Source organism: Flavobacterium magnum (assembly GCF_003055625.1).
GTDB lineage: Bacteria > Bacteroidota > Bacteroidia > Flavobacteriales > Flavobacteriaceae > Flavobacterium > Flavobacterium magnum.
In genome coordinates, this window is the sequence record NZ_CP028811.1 from 2,994,495 (window position 1) to 3,013,556 (window position 19,062).

The following is a 19,062-nucleotide window of genomic DNA, read 5'->3' on the forward strand; positions in this document are numbered from 1 at the left end:
TGCATTTCGGAAATTTTATTTTTTACATTTGCGCTGATGAATAAACGACCAAATCCCCATACCGCCTTTGCGGCCCAACCTGCGAATATCGCCTGTAATTTCAGGCCGAAAGCGCTGGCTGATGTACAGGGAAATTTGTTTTTCGATATGTTCCAGTATCCGCAGGAAAAGCTTCAGATTATTTATGCCAACATCAGGGTTTGAATTTCAGGTGAAAATTAGCAGTAATTTTTAACCTAAATTCTTGATAAATAAATGAATACAAAATATTTCGACCTCATTAACCAAACTTACTATTTCCCGCAGGACGAATTTACGCTGAGTAAGGACAACCAACTGCAATTCCATAACATCGACCTGATGAAACTGGTCGAGCAGTACGGTACCCCGTTGAAATTCACCTACCTTCCGCAAATTTCCAACAACATCAAGCGGGCCAAGAACTGGTTCCGTAACGCGATGGAAAAGAACAAATACGACGCCAAATACTACTATTGTTATTGCACCAAAAGCTCGCATTTCGAATATGTGATGAATGAGGCCTTCAAGAACAATATCCATATCGAGACCTCATCGGCGTTTGATATCAATATCGTCGAAAAGCTGCTCGAGACCGGAAAGATCAACAAAAGTACATTCGTGATCTGCAATGGCTTCAAGCGTGACCAGTACATAGAAAATATTGCGCGCATCATCAACAACGGCCACAAGAACTGCATCCCGATCATAGACAATTACGAGGAACTTGACCTGCTCCAGGCGGACATCAAGGGAAAATTCAAGATTGGCATCCGTATCGCGGCGGAAGAGGAACCAAAATTTGAGTTCTACACTTCCCGACTGGGTATCGGTTACAAAAATATCGTGGCATTCTACCGGAAACAGATCCAGGAGAATCCAAACCTGGAACTCAAGATGCTGCACTTTTTCATCAATACAGGAATCAACGATACGGCTTACTATTGGAACGAATTGGTAAAATGTATCAAGGTATACATCGCCCTGAAACGCGAATGCCCTACGTTGGACAGCCTCAACATCGGCGGTGGTTTCCCGATCAAGAATTCGCTGGCTTTCGAGTACGATTACCAGTATATGATCGACGAGATCCTGAACCAGATCAAGATTGCCTGTGAGGAGGAAGAAGTCGAAGTGCCGCATATTTTCACTGAATTCGGATCGTTTACCGTAGGCGAAAGCGCCGGTGCCATCTACCAGGTGTTATACCAGAAACAGCAAAATGACCGCGAGCAATGGAACATGATCGATTCCTCATTCATCACGACATTGCCTGATACCTGGGCCATCAACAAACGTTTCATCATGCTGGCCATCAACCGCTGGAATGATACCTATGAGCGCGTGCTCCTGGGCGGTATGACCTGCGACAGCGACGACTACTACAACTCGGAGCAGAATATGAACGCGATCTACCTGCCCAAGTACAACAAGGAAAAACCATTGTATATCGGCTTTTTCAATACGGGCGCCTACCAGGAAACTATCGGTGGGTACGGCGGACTGCATCACTGCCTGATTCCCCAGCCGAGGCACATCCTGATCGACCGCGATGCCAATGGCATTCTGGCAACCGAAGTCTTTTCGGAGCAGCAAACCTCTGAAGACGTCCTTGAGATTTTAGGATATAATAAGAAATAGTTAACGCTGCCGGTTTGCAGGTTTAAGAAAAAAATATTTTCTTTGAAAGTATAAGCAATGACATAATCCGATTGCGGTACCGCAATCTAACTAACACAAAAACAATATAATGAGTAAAGGACCAATCAGCCAGTTTATCGAGAAACACTACCTGCATTTTAACGCTGCAGCACTGGTGGATGCAGCAAAAGGATATGAAAAGCAACTGGCAGACGGCGCAAAGATGATGGTAACGCTCGCCGGCGCAATGAGTACGGCCGAGCTGGGGAAGAGTTTCGCCGAAATGATCCGTAAAGACAAGGTGCAGATTATTTCCTGTACCGGCGCCAACCTCGAGGAAGACATCATGAACCTCGTGGCTCATTCGCACTACGAGAGGGTCCCGAATTATCGTGACCTAACGCCTGAACAGGAATGGGATCTGCTCGAGCGCGGCCTGAACCGTGTTACCGACACCTGCATCCCTGAGCACGAGGCGTTCCGGAGACTGCAAAAGCACATTTACAAAATCTGGAAGGATGCCGATGACAGCGGGGAAAGGTATTTTCCGCATGAATTCATGTACAAGATGCTGCTGTCAGGCGTTCTGGAAGAGTATTATGAAATCGACCTGAAGGACAGTTGGATGTACGCTGCCGCAGAAAAAAACCTGCCGATTATCGTACCGGGCTGGGAAGACAGTACAATGGGCAATATTTTCGCGTCTTACGTCATCAAGGGGGAATTGAAGGCATCGACGATGAAATCAGGCATTGAGTACATGACCTACCTTGCCAAGTGGTATACCGACAACAGCAAAAATGGCGTAGGTTTCTTCCAGATCGGGGGCGGTATCGCCGGGGATTTCCCGATTTGCGTTGTCCCGATGTTATACCAGGACATGGAAATGCACGACGTGCCATTCTGGAGCTACTTCTGCCAGATTTCGGATTCTACCACCAGCTATGGCTCTTATTCGGGCGCAGTGCCGAATGAGAAAATCACCTGGGGAAAACTGGACATCAACACCCCTAAATTTATCATTGAATCGGATGCGACGATTGTTGCGCCGTTAATTTTCGCTTACCTATTAGATTTATAACGAACAACTTATGAAAAGAGTAATTGTTGATTACGCCAAATTAACCAACGAAATTTTAAACCTGTTAGTGGAGAAGTTTCCTGACGGATATGACGATTCGAATATCATTCGATTCAAAAATGCGAAAGGCGAACTGATTGAAGCCGTGGAAGTCAGGACTGAAGATACCATCTATTTGGTGAAAGTCAGCACCAAGCTGGCAACCCGACTTGAAAATTTCGATGAGGATGATATTGATGATGTAGTGGAACCGATCGACAGCATTAAAGGCATTGATATTGAAGATGAAGATGATGCGGTTTCAGACGAAGAGGAGGATGACGACAATCTCGACAAACCTGATTTAGACCCCGATGACGATGACGAAGATGATGATGGTGATGGTGACCGCGACGACATAGCAGACGACGATGACGAAGACGAAGAAGACTAATAAAAGGAGCTCAGGCTCCTTTTTTAATTTGAATTCGTCGGTTGCCGAATTCTTGGCACCGACGTACGCAGCGTAAATTGATTTATATGATTTCTTCTTTCCCGCCATTTATTGACAGCAATACCAAGATTCTCATACTGGGTACCATGCCCGGCGCCACATCGTTGGCAAAACAGGAATATTACGCCCACCGGCAAAACCATTTCTGGCGCATATTTTTCACCTATTTTGACCGTTTGCCCGTCCCGGATGCATTTGAAGAAAGGATCCGCCTGTTGCAGCAAAACAACATAGGCGTGTGGGACGTACTGCAACATTGCGAACGCGAAGGCAGCCTCGATACCAATATCCGGAACCATCAGGTAAATGATTTTGGAAGCCTTTTCGCGGCATTCCCCAATATCCGTCACGTCTTATTCAACGGTAAGGAAAGCCACAGGTATTTCATGAAACACATAGGCGCATTGGAAGGCATCAAATTACACGTCATGCCGTCGACGAGTCCGGCGAATACCATGGCTTTCGACAAAAAATTCGAGATCTGGTCTCAGACCCTTAAAGATACCGCTCTTTGAAAATCCGTTGGTGGTGTTTCATATGGCCGATGATGATAAAACCAATCGCCCGCACCGAAACATCCACACCGGACGCTGTGCCCATATACCGCAGCTGCTCCTCCGAAAAACTCTTAAACAGTGCCAGCGTCGCATGCCTTACCACCGACAATTCGCTGAGCAAATCCTGTATCGATCGGCTGCCCGCATACGCGTGGTCGACGTAGCTGTTTTCTTCAAAACCCGGCAATGGCGTTTGGTCGCGACGCGCAAATCGCAGTGCCCTGTAACTGAAAACACGTTCAGCATCAGTAAGGTGCAGGATGATATCCTTAATCGTCCATTTGCCTTCCGCATAGCGGTAATCAAATTTATCCATCGGGATGTCCTGCACAAAACGGATAAAATCATGCAGGCTGATTTCAAGTTCTTCTGTCAGATGCACATCATCTAACGCATTGATGTAAGTGGTAAAATATGAAGCGTATTCATTCTTGGGTAAAGCGGAGGATCTCATTATTGTTGCGGATTATAAGATTGAGTAACAAAGTGTGTTGCCATTGATCCGGTTTGCGGGGCAATGGACATAACCGAAGCCTGCAGTGGCGCCACCGAAAGTAATAGCAACCAGGCAGATCCCAACGCATGCGGTCAGGGTTTCAACGGAGAGGGAAATGACTGTCATCTGGCTATCGGAGTGTGTAAATTAAGCGGAATTCCTGCTGGCATTGGTATTGCCGAAAAGCGAACGTGTCACCATCTTTTCATATACGGAAATCAGCTGTTCATCAGGCGCGCTTTCCGAGTGCAGCTCCTTGATGCGGAGCAAGGCGTATTGCTGTATCGTAAGCAACGGACGCACGATGAGTTCGCGCATGGCAACGGACGCTTTCCCGTCAGGATAATTTTCCATCAATTCCGTGTGGCCTGCAATTTTAAGTAACAGGCGTCTGGTGAGCACAAATTCCTCGTAAATAATGCTCCAGAAAGCGCCGAACTCGGGATCGTCCTTCATATAAGCCGTCAACGGGAAAAAACTTTTTGCCAGCGACATCATGCTGTTTTCCAGCAGCGTCCGGACAAAAAGCGAACGGTTGTACAGCACCTGTACCTCATTCCACCTCCCGCTTTCCTCAAATTGCGCTAAGGCAGTGCCCACACCGAAAAACCCTGGAACGTTTTGTTTGAGCTGGCTCCACGAGCCCACAAACGGGATGGCGCGCAGTTCGCTGAACTCGAGTGCGGCCGACTTGCTCCTTTTGGCCGGGCGGCTTCCGATATTGGCTTTCGCGAAATACTTCAGCGTACTGACCTGCTCGAGATACGGAATGAATTTTGGATGCTTCTTGAACTCGGAATATTTCTCAAAACCCGTCTGGGCAAGCTCATCCAATATGCTCTTATCCGAATCGGTGAGCACATGCACTCCCTTATCGAAAATCTCATTTTCTACACCGGCAGTCAGCAGGTTCTCAAGATTGTATCGGCAGGAATCCGCAGTGCCGAAGTTTGAGCTGATCGTTTGTCCCTGAATTGTTATCTGGATCTCACGGTTTTCAATTTCAGCGCCCAGTGAGGCGTAAAACTGGTGCGTCTTGCCACCGCCACGGGCAGGCGGGCCGCCACGGCCGTCGAAAAACACTACCTTAATCCCATATTGGCGGGAAATTTCGGTAATGGCCTCTTTGGCCTTATAGATGCTCCAATTGGCCATCAGGTAACCACCGTCCTTGGTGCCGTCAGAAAAGCCGAGCATCACCGTCTGGATATTATTTCGCTGCTGCAGATGGCGTTGATACTTGCTGTTGGTGTATAAGGTTTCCATAACCGATTTGGCATTGCGCAAATCATCGATCACTTCGAAAAGTGGGACGACATCTACGGTTGGATTTTCCCAGCCGCACAAACCGAACAGCGACAGTACCTGAAGGACGTCGAGCGCGGTTTCGTTGTTGCTGATGATGTAACGGTTGCTGCCCTGCTCCCCATTCCGTTCCTGTATGGTCCGCATGGCATAAATGGATTCCAGTGTCGATTTGGTGATGCCATCAAAATCGTTCGGGTTGATGCCACTTTTGGCCTGGCTCAGCATCGCCGACTTCCGGGTATCATCTGCGGAAGCGTATTCCGTCGGGAGATACGCGCCCTGTTTCGAAATATCATCGAATACCGCATGATGTATCTTACTGTTCTGCCGGATGTCCAGCGAGGCAAAATGAAACCCGAATAGCTTCACCCGTGAAATCAGCAACTGCAGCTCGTCCAGGTACAGGGACTGGTGCTGTGTGATGATCAGGGTTTTTATCTCATCCAGTTTCTGCCTGAACTCATTTAATGTAATGAAAACTAAATTCTCGTCATTATAAATTGAGTCGTAAAGCTTGAGTTCAATTTCAGTGATCAAAACATCTGCACCGTAGAAAGTTAACTTCCGTTTCAAACTGCGTATTTCGTTATAATAGCACCGCAGCAGGGACGTACGCAGCCGTTGCGCCACCTTCAGCGTAATGTCCGTCGTCACAAACGGATTGCCGTCACGGTCGCCCCCCGGCCAGAATCCGAAATTGATTACAGCGTTACCGTTTTCCTCGTTCCGGAAAATATTCTTACGCAGGTATTCTTCCATTTCACCTGCCGTATAATAAAACACGTTTTCAAGGTACCAGACCAAACTTACTGCCTCATCATAAGGTGTCGGCTTTTCCTTGTTGATAAAAGGCGTCTTGCCGAGCTGGGACAGCAACTGCTTAATACGAAGTAAGTCATCCTCGCGTATGGCCTGCGTCAGGTCGGTGATGATCCCCAACACAGGGCCCGGATAAAATTGTGTTGGATGCGCCGTAAGGACAGTCCTGACATGGAAGGTCCTTAGAAACGCCTTTAACTCCCCAAGCCTGCCTTTTGCTTCGGCTTTTTCGCTGATGTCGCGCAGGGAACCGCGCCCTTCCATGTTGTTCACGATTGGGAATGCCGCATCTTCAATGGCGTCAAAAAGTACGATTTGCCGTTCGATGTACTGGATAAAACGGAACATCAGGCTGATTTGCTCTTCCTCTGATTTCCCATCCAGGAATTTATCAGAAAATTGGGCGACGATTTGCCGGGGATTAAGATGCTGCTGGTATCCCGCTTCGCAAATCTCCGCGAACAAAGGCAGCAGCACACCGGTATTGTCAATTGCGTCGAAAGGCAAGGTGATAAATACGCTGTTGTAGATGTTGTATTTAGAGAGTACGTTCTGATTGAATCGTTCGATTTTCGGAGGCGTATACATGTTTACAAATTTTGGTTTAAGGTAATAAAAAAACCCCGTTCGCAATGACGGGGTTTTGATATTTTGTAACCGGAAGGTTTACATATTCTTGAAAATCGTGTGCATCAGGCGCTTCTTGTCATTGATGCTTTCTTCAAGGGAAATCATCGTTTCGGTCCGGTAGACCCCTTCGATATCGTCGATCATAAAAATCACGTCTTTGGCGTGTTTGGTATCTTTCGCCCTGATTTTGCAGAAAATATTAAATTTCCCCGTTGTTACATGGGCTACCGTCACAAACGGAATGTCGTTGATGCGCTCGAGAACAAACTTCGTCTGCGACGTATTGTTCAGGAATACCCCCACGTAAGCGATAAACGAATACCCCAGTTTTTCATAATCCAGTGTCAGGGAAGAACCCATGATGATGCCGGCATCTTCCATTTTTTTTACCCTGACGTGCACCGTTCCGGCGGAGATCAGTAGTTTTTTTGCTATATCCGTAAAGGGAACCCGTGTATTGTCGATCAGCATATCCAGGATCTGGTGATCTACCTCATCTAAGCGAAATTTACTCATTTTGTTGTTTGTTTAGGTTTATATTCAACAATACAAGAGGAATGGTATGCTTCAGGACTTCAGGCTGCCGTTGTGATATTCCCTGTTGTCGAGAAAAAAATCGGCCGGTTGATCAGGCAGCGGGATGTTTTCAGCGCCATCCGAATATTTTGCCCCTTCTCCGTCAATTTCCGAATGACCAAAACAATCAGTCAAATCACCCATTTTCACAACAAAAGCGTTAAATTTAACGGTTTTGCCTACTAATTCTTCTTTATATTGTGCCGCAAAATTGGTGATTATTTCGGAACTTTCATAATTTATTTTGATGTTTTTATAAACAAAATCGAATAAATTTGGATTATTTTGCGGAATATTCAGATATTGTTCTATTTCGTTATTAACTATAACGTTTTCGTGAACTGGCTCGCAGGCTGACAATAATGCAAAGAAGATGTATCTTCTCGTCATCTCACGGGCATAGTCGCCGGGGTAATGTCCTGCCTCAAAAAGGATGGTAGGCGTTCCCAGAAATTGAAATGTATCCCCTACACAATTGATATTGAAGCCGTCATCAAACCGCCCGACCTGTCCTGGGATGAATTGCTGTAATGTGGTATTCATGCGGTTAATCACCTGCATTGCGTTTATACGCACGTCGTTATACTCTCGCTCAGTGTTGAACGATGGTGCAAGAAAAGACACCGTTGCCGGCTTGCCCGTCTCAGCCACACCAAAGATCGTACGCTGGTCATGCATATTGAAACAGTACTGCGGCTGAAATGAATCGTAAACACGCCGCAGCACGATGCTTTCCGGCTGCGACAAATCCTGCGCATCACGGTTCAGGTCGACCCCGTTGGCGTTGACACGCGTATAAGCTTCCGCGCCATCAGGATTCAGGATCGGGATAAACTGAAAGGTATATTCTGAAAGGATTTTTCGTTGCAACTCCGATTCCGCCGAAAGGAAGTTAAAGAAATCGAACAGTGCCTTTGTGCAGGTACTTTCATTTCCGTGCATCTGTGACCAGGCCAGGATTTTTGTTTCTCCCTGTCCGATGCGGAAGCCGAAAATATTCTTTCCCAACACCGAATGTCCGAGTACGGACACATGTCCTGCCGTCGAAAGGCTTTCCAAAATCGGCTCAATATGCGTGTTGCATAGATACCGCCCGCTTAATTTTTCCTGCTTCGCTCCGGCGAATATTTTCTCGTAATCCATGGTGCCTGTTTGGTGTGGTAAAGGTAAACATCTTTGGTTTTACAACTGTAAATCAATCACTCCTTTTTCGGAAGTTTATCGTTGTAAACATCAGGTGTGGTATTTGATTTACAAAAATACCTGACGGTGCTATTTTAACTTCATTTATTTATTTATCAATAATTTAAAACAACTTAAATAAACTATAACGTGAATACAAATTTTACGTTATAAACTATTTACAACTGTAATTTTCAACCTCTCCCGTAAATTATTTACATTTGTAACACGAATATTTTTTACTATGCTGCACAACGGAAATTTTATCAAGCGCCTTGAACTTCTCATGAAGCATTACAGCTTGAGCGCATCGTCTTTTGCCGACAGGATTGGCGTGCAGCGTTCCGGGATTTCGCACCTGCTTTCCGGCCGGAACAAACCCAGTCTCGACTTCATCTTAAAGCTCGAAGAAGAATTTCCGGAGGTCAGTTTGTACTGGCTGCTCAAAGGGACCGGGTCCCTCCTATCCCAAACAGAAAATAATGAAAGTGCAGTTTCTGAACAAAGCCCCCTATCTGAAATCATGCCACCCGCGCCGGAGATTGGTACCCGAAATGGCGATATCGAAAAAATCATCGTGCTGTATCGCGACGGCAGCTTCGCAGATTTCAGTCCGCGCACCGACCGCCCAAAATAAGAAAACCCCGGTTTTTGGGAAACCGGGGCTTTCAAAACCAATAAAACAAACACAAAACTTAGGCAAGATTGCCAGTATCTTATTCCTTCAGGGCAAAAAGGATTTTTTCAGATGCATCTAAACTCATTTACGGCAATTGTCAATGTTTGGTTTTGTTTTGTTGCAATTATTTTTTAAAAGCGAATCCTTTATCCGGGAATCGACCCGTAACTCCTTCAATATGAGATACTAGACAATGGGTGTCGTTAGAGTAATCAGCGGTGGGATAAAACGGCGCTCCCACCCTGACCTGTTTCGTTCCGTAATCAAATGCGATGGGGATAATCGGCACATTGGCTTTCATTGCGATATAATAAAATCCGGATTTGAGCTCACTCACCGCTTCACGGGTGCCTTCAGGCGAAATGGCCAGGCGGAAGGTTGTTCGTTCATCAAATAGGGCTGCAATCGCTTCAACGGTATTGCGTCCGCCGGTTCGGTCTAATGGCGCACCGCCCATCCATCGGAAAAACACATCCATCGGAAAGCGGAACAGTTCCTTCTTCCCTACCCAGTGCATCTCGAGCCCGATGATGCCACGCGCGAAGAGTCCGACGAAAAAATCAGTCCACGACGTATGCGGCATGACCATCAGCACGCTTTTAGGGATATCCGGATCCATGGAACCCATGATACGCCAACCCATCAGTCGGAAAAAAATTGCTTTGTAAACCAGCCGTTTCATTCCATAATTTTTGGTAAAAATAGGATTATTCGTTTATTTTTGGGCAAAATACAATTTATGGTTCGCCGCCTACTCAGTTACATCATACCCGTAAACGTGGCCAGCAGGAAATCCGAGTGGAGCAAAAACCTCGAAATCACCTGGAACAACGGCGAGCTCGTCATGGATTCCAAAAACACGAATTATTCCTATGGCAGCCTGCAGCGCATCCTACGTAAAGGCCTTCAGGCGATTGGCTATAAATCAATCCTGGACATGCAACACATATTAGTACTGGGCGTCGCCGGCGGAAGCGTCATCAAGACCATTACCGATGAAATTCGTTTTTCGGGCAAAATTACCGGCGTCGATATCGATGCGCAGGTGATTGCCATGGCCAACGAGTTTTTCGGCCTGGATGCGATTCCAAATCTCGAAATCGTCATTGATGACGCCTTTGAATTCGTACTGAAGACCAAAGACCGCTACGATCTGATTATTGTCGATATTTTTCAGGATACGGCTATGCCCAATTTCCTATTTGAATCTTTTTTCTCCAAACGGATCCATTTTCTGCTCAGGCCAAACGGCATTTTACTTTTCAACACGATGCTGCTCGACAGCAAGGACAACCTGCGTAACGAAGAATATGTGTCTGATTTGGACTTGCTCGGATTCAGAACCCAGATTATCCCGCGCGTGGAAGAACACAACGAGCTGATTATCGCACGAAAGTCTGACGCTTAAATGGTGACCAGTAGCTGAAATTGAGTTACTACGACGCTAAAATTGTGTCCAAAATACCATGACACATTTACAATTCGCGTTAGTTGGTTTTTCTACCGAAGGATCAATGCCCTGGCCTTCTCGAGATCTTCTGGCGTATCTATGCCAATCCCCGCATGCGACGTTTCTACCATCCTGATGCGCTTACCGAATTCGAGGTAACGCAGTTGTTCCAGTTTTTCCGAGGCTTCAAGTGACTTCATCGGCAGGCGGTAAAAATCAAGCAATGCCTGTTTTCTAAAGGCATAAACCCCGATGTGACGGAAATATCGCACACCGGCATCGGGATCACGCGGATACGGAATCACCGATCGCGAAAAATACAGTGCGAAGCCGTTCTGGTCGACAACGACCTTCACGTTATTGGGGTTGTTGATATCTTCTGACGCGGTCACCTGGCACATTAGAGACGCCAGATCCGTCTGATGCGCAGTATCGTCCCTGAAAACCTGTATGAGTTTCGCAATGGGCTCGGCATCAATGAAGGGTTCATCACCCTGCACATTGACAACGATGTCCACATCCATAGTCTCAACGGCTTCGGCGATACGGTCGCTCCCGGACTCGTGTTCCCTGATACTCATGATGGCGCGGCCGCCTGCAGACACAATGGCTTGGTGTATAATGGGTGAATCGGTCACGACAAATACCTCATCAAAAAGACCGGTTTGTAACGCGGATTCATAAGTACGCTGGATGACGGGCTTGCCCCCAAGATCCTGCATCAGCTTGGCAGGAAAGCGTGTGGAGGCATAGCGTGCAGGGATAACGGCAATGACTTTCATGACGCTAAAGATAGCGCAAAGTGAGGAAAATCCTTCGTGTTGGCAATAAAAATCGTCGCCATCCGTTTGGTTACAATGATAATCCAAAACCAATTAAAATGAAAAAAACCTACCCTTACCTAGCAGCATTGTTATTGTGCTCATTTTTTTCAATCGGAAGCCATGCCCAAAGCAATGTGAAAGAACTTGTGATCGGCTGTTGGAAAATTGACAGTGTGAATTCGCCCGAAACCGGTGCGCAGATGGATCTTCCCGATGGCGCAAGCAGTATCGTCTGCCTGAAGAAAGACGGACGGTTTACGACCACTACCGGGAGCATGACTGTCGAAGGTGATTACAAAATATCCGAAGACGGAAAAACGATGACCCAAAGTATGGATGGCGGCATGCAGGACGAAGGCGAGATTTCAGTTACCGATACTGCGCTGGAAATCAAGACATCTGAAGTGATCATCAAATTGAAAAGAATCAAGGAATAACGCAATGACGCCTATCTGATGACGATTTTGCGGCGTGCAATGATGTTTTTATCCGAATCCAGCAATTGCATCGCATACACACCCGCCGCAAAGCCGCTCACGTCAATGCGCTGCGCATACAAACCGGAATAAATCCGCTTTCCATCAATGCCCACGATCACGATCCGGGCGACCAATGGGCTCGGATCTATGTAAATCCAATCCCGCGCCGGGATCGTATACACTGAAATCTTGCCGGCATCGGAATGGTTTCCTGAAGCGAGCGCGTTATTTTTCAATTCGATAATCCGGTCGTCCGCAGCGACCGGCGTACCCGCATAATCCTTATTTGAGGTGCAGAGAAAAACCCTTCCGTCAGGCGTGACCGATACATCGCGTAACCTGCCGTAGGTGTTGGTAAGGTAAATGTTTTGCTGGGTGATTTGCGAGCCGTCGTCGCTGAGCTTGAGTTGTATGAGCTGTTTGTTCTTTAGAACGGCGACCAGCAGGGAGTTGTCCCATTCCGGTATGGCCGGATTCTGATATAGGTCGATTCCGGCAGGCGCGATCGATGGCGACCACGTCTTGATGGGTTCCCTGACGTTGTTCTCGTTGCAGAACGTGATCTCGGCCGCTGTGTTGCACACGCCTTCCACCGTTGGCCAGCCGTAATTCCGGCCCATTTCGATGATGTTGATTTCATCGTTGTTTGCCGTTCCATGCTCCGAACTGTACAACATACCATTCCCATAACACAATCCCTGCGGGTTGCGATGCCCCATTGACCAGATGTAGCTTCCGGGTGTGGGGTTGTCATCGGGAACGCTTCCATCGAGGTTCATACGCAGCACTTTCCCATTGATTGAAGCTGTGTTTTGAGCAACGGCCGGCGTGCCGTACGTATCGCCGAGGCAAATGAACAATTTATCACCCAGGATTACCATACGGGAGCCATTATGCGATACGCCGGCGGGAATATTACCGAGAATAATCGTAGGATTGACGAGCGTGTTGCCGACCGCGTCATACTCATAGCGCACGATTTTAGAAGCCGTATTCGTGTACGCATAATGCACATACAACAAGGGAGTATTATTAAAATCCGGATGCAGCACAATCGAGTGCAAGCCGACGCTGAACCCGAACAGCGCCACATCGCTGATCGTAAATACCTGCTCCACCTGATAGGTATCGGGATGCATCCGCTTGATATTCCCGGCGAGTTCCGTAAACCATATCCAGCCGTCTGCGCCGTACGCCATGTCCCAAGGTACGTTTAAGCCCGTCGCGACAATGGTGTTTTGCAGGACCGTATTTCCGAGATCGATTTGCGGCCTCCCGACGGCTGAAAATAAGAAAAGGGTCAATGTCAATAACGTCGTGGATTTTCCCATGGTTTTGGTTTTTAGCTTGGTGACACACAAATATAAACTGGCCGTCCGATTGCCCCGGAGAGAAACCGGAAACCAATCGGGACAACCAAATAAATACACTGCAATTTAGTAAAAAACAGACTGACAGCGATTTACCCTACTTTCGGTTCCGATGCACTAAAGTGCGTCATGTCGGTCTGGCTTTGACGGAAATTGAAATGAAACCCGAAAATCCCGTAACAATGGCCAGTTTACGAATCCGAATTTTGTAAAAAAAAGCAATGAAAACCACGACCGCGAAAAGCATCACAAAAAACGGAACTTTTGAAGTCATCCGAAAAAACTATAAAGGCAGTGGCAGACTCAACGGCAAAGTGGCGCTGATTACCGGCGGTGACAGTGGCATAGGACGCAGCGTGGCCGTGCACTTCGCGCGGGAAGGCGCCGATGTGGCCATCGCATACCACAATGAAGACAAGGATGCGAAAGAAACCGTCCGCATGATTGAAAAGGAAGGCCGTAAGGCACTGCTGTTCAAGGGAGACCTGAAGGAGGAACGCTTTTGCAAAAAAATAGTCGAAAGCACCAGAAAGCAACTGGGAAAACTCAACATCCTGGTCAACAACGCGGCGACGCAATTTCCTGAAGACATCTTTGAAAACATCACAAAAAAACAATTGCTGCTGACGTTTGAAACCAATATGTTCCCATTTTTCTACACCACCAGGGCGGCACTCAGGCATCTCAAAAAAGGCGATTGTATTATCAACACGGCCTCGGTTACGGCATATCGTGGCAGCGACCATTTGGTAGACTACGCGAGTACAAAAGGGGCGATTGTATCCTTTACACGTTCGTTGTCCAGCCAGTTGGTTGAAAAGGGGATCCGCGTGAATGCCGTTGCGCCCGGCCCGATCTGGACGCCATTGATCCCTGCTACTTTTTCACCAAAAGACGTGGCAGCTTTTGGCACACAGACGCCTATGAAGCGTGCCGGGGAACCCTCAGAAGTGGCACCCGCATACGTTTTCCTGGCCTGTGAGGACAGCTCTTACATCACCGGACAGGTAATCCATGTCAATGGTGGGGAAATAGTGGGCGGTTGAAGGTGCGTCCTAATCAATACCCGATTTCAAAATAGTATGGGAAGGTTATCTGACCAACAGCTTCTTCACCACTGACTTTCCTTCCGAACTGATTTTGGCGACATACATACCGGAAGGCAAAGCGACTTGTATCGACGTCCGTTCCGTAAAATCTGACTTGAAAACCAACGAACCTGTAACATTGAAGATTTCTATCGTTCCTGAAGGCAGCCCGGCAATCATGAGCTGATCCTGAACAGGATTTGGGTACAGGCCTACCTTGACTTCCGGATTGTCCGAGGTCGCTAAAGCGGCAAACCACGTTTCGCCTGCATGGCTTCCCCAGAGGTATTCAGCCAGCAGCGGGTAATCAATAAACGGATTGCGGTTTTTCTGCCAGTTGTATACCACGTTGTTGCGGTTCATTTCAAAATCGTCAGACACGTCAGACATATTCCATGTAAGCAAAGTGGCAAGGTCGCCAATGAACCCGTCCGGATCATTAGCCGGATCCCCGTTGACGACATTCAGGCCGTTATAGCGTACACACATGTAGAATATCGCGCGGGCAACATCACCGTGCCAGCTTCCGGCCGTTCCTGCCGGTCCGTTGTAATCGACGCCGTAATTGCGTTCGCTCCGCAGGGAATTCTCCGGACTGTCTTCAGCCCTGATGTGGTGCCCATCAGCGTGCCCTGCAAGGATATCGTCAGCGCTCGTCGGATCCCAGTTGTCAATGCCGTTCGCCGTACTCGAAGTACCGTTGGTGAATCCGCCCCGCGATTGTGCATAGATGTGCTCCCGATTCCAGAAACCTACGGCACCGCTCGTACCGGTTTGGTAATCGATTTTTGATCTAGGCTGCTCAACATACATGAGCCAGACTTCGCTGCCGTTCTCCGGGTTCTGGTCGGCTTCCTTCAGGATATCGAAAACGTCTCCGTAATTCTGTTTGCGCACTACCGCCGGATTGGCAATAATATCCTGGATGGCCTGCTTGAGCACGGCGCCTGATTTTCCTTCCAGCGAAGCATAGTATCCGGTCGGCGCGGTACTGCTGGCCAGGCCGTAAGTAGGATTTAGCGGTGTTCCCCAAGGCTGAACGACATAATCGTTATCATGGACTCGGAATTCCACGTTGTCATTGAGTTTGGAATAACCCGAAGGCACGCTTCCCATAGACACTTTCATGATTTCATCGCCTTCATCAACCGTATCGTCGGTAAGTTGGAATGCCTTGCTGATCGTGTTGGCGCCGGCAGGAATCACTGCGGTAAGCGATCCGGTGTAATCACCCGTAGTGAAACTTCCGTTGGCCAGCGTGAACGAGAAAGCGAGATCAGCGGCCACAGCGGTTTGCGTCGTAAAAATAACGTTGAAACCACTGCCCTCGACCAGATTTGATGGCGCTACCGCAATCGTGATACCGTTAGACCCGACCCCGCTGCCGTCGTTGGGCATACCCGGTGTAGGGGGCTTGACTTCAAATGTGCCGTCGTTTTTTCGCTGTATGGATTGGGTGGCTGCCGCGCCGTTCACATTTTCGTTGGTGAAACCCGAAAGGTTCATCGCCGTCATCAGGGCGGTCGGCTGGACCGTATTGCTGTTGCTGTACGCCACGCCATGGATCAGGTTGGTAGTGGTCGCTACGGTGTTGAACGGGAAATCCGAGGCATTGCCGAGGTAAATTCCCGCACCGTCGGGGCCGTTCTGTATCGCGCCATTATTGACCACAATAGCCGGCGATGGCGAAACCTGCGAGTTCCCGATCAGGAAAATACCGTTGGCATCCGTGGTGTAACCATCCAGGTCAAGTGCCAGGTAGGATGTCGCGGCGTCCCCGTTTGTGGTGCCGTTAAACATCACCAGGACGTAGCCGTTGAGTGAAAAATTCGGTGTTACCGACTTCAGTTCTACGAATTCCATGACATCCGTCGATGGGGTATCGGCCTCGATCTCATTGATTACAAGTTGGGAAAACCCCGCAAAACCGGTCAGCAGCAACGCTGCAAGTAGTATTTTTTTCATGCCACTGAAAATTAATTATCGGCTGCAAATGTATGTATAAAAACGAATGGCCCGCGGTAATTTTAGTTAAGATGCTTGTTTTCAGTTTACAGCGCACGCTGAAGCGGTCAGTGGGCAAGACTTTTCAGGTGGAAATGGCGTGCCTAGCCCGGATGGAAGCGGTTATCCTTTTATTTTTTTCTTTAAAAAATAAAAGATAGTAGCGAACAGCCCGATCAGCTCCTGAAAACAACGGCAATAATTTTAAACATTAAGGTACTTGCATTCAATATATTAAAAACTGTACTTTTGCAAAAAAATTAAAAAGCCATTTTATGGCCTGAAAATAGCGCTTATGAAAAAAATAGCTGAATACCGGACGCTGCTCAATGTAGATAAGAGCGTGGAACTGAAGGAACTCAAAACCATCTACCGCAACTCGATGAAAGCATGCCATCCCGATAAATTCCAGGGTGATGAGGCAGGACTCGCCGCCGCAGAAGCGCAGAGCAAGGACGTGATTGAGGCGTATCATTTCCTGGTGAGCATCCACCCTGATACGATCAAGCAGGGACAGGACGAGTATAATGACACGATTGCGAACTCGGTTCTCGTGGATTTCAACTATGAAAATATCAGGCTCAAGGCCGTATTCTCAAATGGCAGCAGCTATGAATACTTCAGCGTGCCCAAAGCCACCTACATCAAGATGATTAACGCCGATTCGCCGAACCGGTTTGCAAAAAGGCATATTTTCCAGGCCTTCCCTTACAGGAAACTCACTAATCAGGAGTAGCGCGCAGCGCACGGGCCGTTACCGCTTTTGCATGAGCAGGCCGCTTTTCGGTAAGATTTCAGGATGACAATCCCGCCCGGTTTTCTGCTGCGAAGCGGCCTGCCGGTTTGCGGCACGGCGTCAGGTTTTTTTGCGTAATTTTGCAGTCTTAAAAACCGCGACCCATGAAAATAGAACAAATTTACACCGGATGCATAGCGCAGGCTGCTTACTATCTTGAAAGCAATGGCGAAGCCGCAATATTTGATCCACTGCGCGAAGTACAACCTTATATTGATAAAGCAAATGCCGGGCAGGCGCAGATTAAGTATATCTTCGAGACCCATTTCCATGCCGATTTTGTCTCCGGACACCTTGATCTGGCCAGGAAAACCGGCGCGCAGATCGTATACGGCCCGACGGCGGCACCCAAATTCGACGCCGTCATCGCGACGGACAACCAGGAATTCAAAATCGGTGACTGCACCGTAAAAGCCATACATACGCCGGGACACACGATGGAAAGCACCTGCTACCTGATCATCGACGAGCACGACGTGCCGCAGGGCATCATCACCGGGGATACCTTATTCATAGGTGATGTGGGACGGCCTGACCTGGCGCAGGAAATGGCAACAGAGCTGACTCAGGAAAAACTCGCATCGGAATTGTACGATTCGTTGCGCAACAAGATTATGGTTTTACCCGATGCGCTGACAGTATATCCGAGCCACGGCGCCGGCAGCGCATGCGGAAAAAACATGAGCAAGGAAACTACCGATACGCTCGGGAACCAGAAGAAAACCAATTATGCGCTGCGTGCCGATATGAGCCGCGAGGAATTCATTGCGGAACTGCTGGACGGACTGGGCGCTCCGCCGGCCTATTTTCCGCAAAACGTCGCGATGAATATTGAAGGGTACGAAAGCCTGGATGCGATTATCGGCAAAAGCATGACGGCGCTTACGCCAAAGCAATTTAAAGCACTCGCAGGCGACACGGATGCGATCATCCTCGATGTACGCCACGAAAATGACTTTGTGAAATCACACATCCCCGGATCGATATTCATTGGCATCGACGGCAACTTTGCCCCTTGGGTGGGCGCCCTGGTCATGAATGTCAGTCAGCCCCTGCTGATTGTTACACCCCCCGGTCGCGAACAGGAAACGATCACGAGACTTTCGCGCGTGGGTTTCGACCACGTGCTGGGTTATCTTGAAGGCGGACTGCACGCCTGGGCCGCGGCGGGAATGGAAACGGATGCTATGGAATCCATCGGACCTGAAGATTTTGCCTCGGGCGTTTCGCCCGAAAGCATCGTCGTGGACGCAAGGAAACCCGGGGAATTCAGCGCAGAACACGTGCCTGGGGCGATCAATATTGCGTTGGATTCGGTAAACAATGAATTGGGCAGCATTCCGCAGCAACCGTTTTACCTGCATTGCGCGGGCGGCTACCGGTCGGTGATTATGGGATCGATATTGAAATCGCGAGGCATCCATCATTTTACGAACGTGGAACAGGGCATCAGCGGCATCCGCAAGACCGGGGTGCGTCTGTCAAATTTCGTATGTCCGTCGGAATCAAAACAGTGAAATGTCGAAAAGATAAATTTTGCTTAAAAAAATATCCAATACATTTAAAAATAA

At 48.1% G+C, this 19,062-nt stretch carries 19 protein-coding genes; 11 read left to right on the plus strand and 8 right to left on the minus strand.

The window, feature by feature from the left end; translation table 11 throughout:
- Positions 1 to 36 precede the first annotated feature (36 nt).
- The 5 genes from HYN48_RS15320 to HYN48_RS12680 all read left to right on the plus strand — a co-directional run bounded on the left by HYN48_RS15320 (position 37) and on the right by HYN48_RS12680 (position 3,748).
- Complete coding sequence (locus HYN48_RS15320) at positions 37 to 204, plus strand: hypothetical protein (protein WP_181248478.1); 168 nt, start codon at positions 37 to 39, stop codon at positions 202 to 204.
- A gap of 51 nt (positions 205 to 255) precedes the next feature.
- Complete coding sequence (locus HYN48_RS12665; protein ID WP_108372267.1) at positions 256 to 1,659, plus strand: type III PLP-dependent enzyme domain-containing protein; 1,404 nt, start codon at positions 256 to 258, stop codon at positions 1,657 to 1,659.
- Between the two features lie 109 nt (positions 1,660 to 1,768).
- Complete coding sequence (locus HYN48_RS12670; RefSeq protein ID WP_108372269.1) at positions 1,769 to 2,740, plus strand: deoxyhypusine synthase family protein; 972 nt, start codon at positions 1,769 to 1,771, stop codon at positions 2,738 to 2,740.
- A gap of 10 nt (positions 2,741 to 2,750) precedes the next feature.
- Positions 2,751 to 3,173, plus strand: a complete 423-nt coding sequence (locus HYN48_RS15180) for a DNA primase (RefSeq protein WP_146171780.1) — start codon at positions 2,751 to 2,753, stop codon at positions 3,171 to 3,173.
- A gap of 86 nt (positions 3,174 to 3,259) precedes the next feature.
- On the plus strand, positions 3,260 to 3,748 hold the full coding sequence (locus HYN48_RS12680) for a DNA-deoxyinosine glycosylase (protein ID WP_108373645.1): 489 nt from the start codon (positions 3,260 to 3,262) through the stop codon (positions 3,746 to 3,748).
- Here HYN48_RS12680 and HYN48_RS12685 read toward each other — a convergent pair.
- From HYN48_RS12685 to HYN48_RS12700, 4 genes are all read right to left on the minus strand, one after another.
- Entirely contained in the window at positions 3,729 to 4,244 is a 516-nt protein-coding gene (locus HYN48_RS12685) for a DinB family protein (RefSeq protein ID WP_108372273.1), read from the minus strand. The genes HYN48_RS12680 and HYN48_RS12685 overlap by 20 nt on opposite strands.
- Positions 4,245 to 4,433: 189 nt before the next feature.
- Entirely contained in the window at positions 4,434 to 7,001 is a 2,568-nt protein-coding gene (locus tag HYN48_RS12690; protein WP_108372275.1) for a phosphoenolpyruvate carboxylase, read from the minus strand.
- A gap of 78 nt (positions 7,002 to 7,079) precedes the next feature.
- On the minus strand, positions 7,080 to 7,559 hold the full coding sequence (locus tag HYN48_RS12695; protein WP_026705124.1) for an Lrp/AsnC family transcriptional regulator: 480 nt from the start codon (positions 7,557 to 7,559) through the stop codon (positions 7,080 to 7,082).
- Positions 7,560 to 7,610: 51 nt separating this feature from the next.
- Positions 7,611 to 8,762 carry a M14 family metallopeptidase gene (locus tag HYN48_RS12700; RefSeq protein ID WP_108372277.1) on the minus strand — a complete coding sequence of 384 codons (1,152 nt, stop codon included), beginning with the start codon at positions 8,760 to 8,762 and terminating at the stop codon, positions 7,611 to 7,613.
- Between the two features lie 283 nt (positions 8,763 to 9,045).
- Here HYN48_RS12700 and HYN48_RS12705 point away from each other — a divergent pair, with 283 nt between their 5' ends.
- Positions 9,046 to 9,438, plus strand: coding sequence for a helix-turn-helix domain-containing protein (locus HYN48_RS12705; RefSeq protein WP_108372279.1), 393 nt, complete (start codon positions 9,046 to 9,048; stop codon positions 9,436 to 9,438).
- A 166-nt stretch (positions 9,439 to 9,604) separates the two neighbouring features.
- On the opposite strand, the gene HYN48_RS12710 is transcribed toward HYN48_RS12705, so the two are convergent.
- Positions 9,605 to 10,162: a 1-acyl-sn-glycerol-3-phosphate acyltransferase gene (locus HYN48_RS12710; protein WP_108372281.1), complete on the minus strand. Its 558-nt coding sequence runs from the start codon at positions 10,160 to 10,162 to the stop codon at positions 9,605 to 9,607.
- A gap of 57 nt (positions 10,163 to 10,219) precedes the next feature.
- On the opposite strand from HYN48_RS12710, the gene HYN48_RS12715 reads away from it, so the two are divergent.
- Entirely contained in the window at positions 10,220 to 10,888 is a 669-nt protein-coding gene (locus HYN48_RS12715) for a spermidine synthase (RefSeq protein WP_108372283.1), read from the plus strand.
- Positions 10,889 to 10,980: 92 nt separating this feature from the next.
- Here the strand turns inward: HYN48_RS12715 and kdsB are convergent, their stop codons facing one another.
- On the minus strand, positions 10,981 to 11,712 hold the full coding sequence (kdsB, locus tag HYN48_RS12720) for a 3-deoxy-manno-octulosonate cytidylyltransferase (RefSeq protein WP_108372285.1): 732 nt from the start codon (positions 11,710 to 11,712) through the stop codon (positions 10,981 to 10,983).
- Between the two features lie 98 nt (positions 11,713 to 11,810).
- Here kdsB and HYN48_RS12725 point away from each other — a divergent pair, with 98 nt between their 5' ends.
- The gene (locus HYN48_RS12725) at positions 11,811 to 12,191 is read left to right on the plus strand and encodes a hypothetical protein (RefSeq protein ID WP_108372287.1); all 381 of its coding nucleotides are present in this window, start codon (positions 11,811 to 11,813) and stop codon (positions 12,189 to 12,191) included.
- 11 nt (positions 12,192 to 12,202) lie between these two features.
- Here the strand turns inward: HYN48_RS12725 and HYN48_RS12730 are convergent, their stop codons facing one another.
- Complete coding sequence (locus HYN48_RS12730) at positions 12,203 to 13,564, minus strand: PQQ-dependent sugar dehydrogenase (protein ID WP_108372289.1); 1,362 nt, start codon at positions 13,562 to 13,564, stop codon at positions 12,203 to 12,205.
- 260 nt (positions 13,565 to 13,824) lie between these two features.
- Between HYN48_RS12730 and HYN48_RS12735 the strand changes: the two genes are divergently transcribed.
- Positions 13,825 to 14,649, plus strand: a complete 825-nt coding sequence (locus HYN48_RS12735) for an SDR family oxidoreductase (protein WP_108372291.1) — start codon at positions 13,825 to 13,827, stop codon at positions 14,647 to 14,649.
- Between the two features lie 45 nt (positions 14,650 to 14,694).
- On the opposite strand, the gene HYN48_RS12740 is transcribed toward HYN48_RS12735, so the two are convergent.
- The gene (locus tag HYN48_RS12740; protein ID WP_108372293.1) at positions 14,695 to 16,656 is read right to left on the minus strand and encodes an endonuclease; all 1,962 of its coding nucleotides are present in this window, start codon (positions 16,654 to 16,656) and stop codon (positions 14,695 to 14,697) included.
- Between the two features lie 334 nt (positions 16,657 to 16,990).
- On the opposite strand from HYN48_RS12740, the gene HYN48_RS12745 reads away from it, so the two are divergent.
- Both HYN48_RS12745 and HYN48_RS12750 read left to right on the plus strand, forming a co-directional pair.
- Positions 16,991 to 17,431 carry a KTSC domain-containing protein gene (locus tag HYN48_RS12745; protein WP_108372295.1) on the plus strand — a complete coding sequence of 147 codons (441 nt, stop codon included), beginning with the start codon at positions 16,991 to 16,993 and terminating at the stop codon, positions 17,429 to 17,431.
- Positions 17,432 to 17,595: 164 nt separating this feature from the next.
- A complete protein-coding gene (locus HYN48_RS12750) occupies positions 17,596 to 19,008 on the plus strand; it encodes an MBL fold metallo-hydrolase (RefSeq protein ID WP_108372297.1) in 1,413 nt (470 codons plus the stop codon).
- Positions 19,009 to 19,062: the final 54 nt, after the last annotated feature.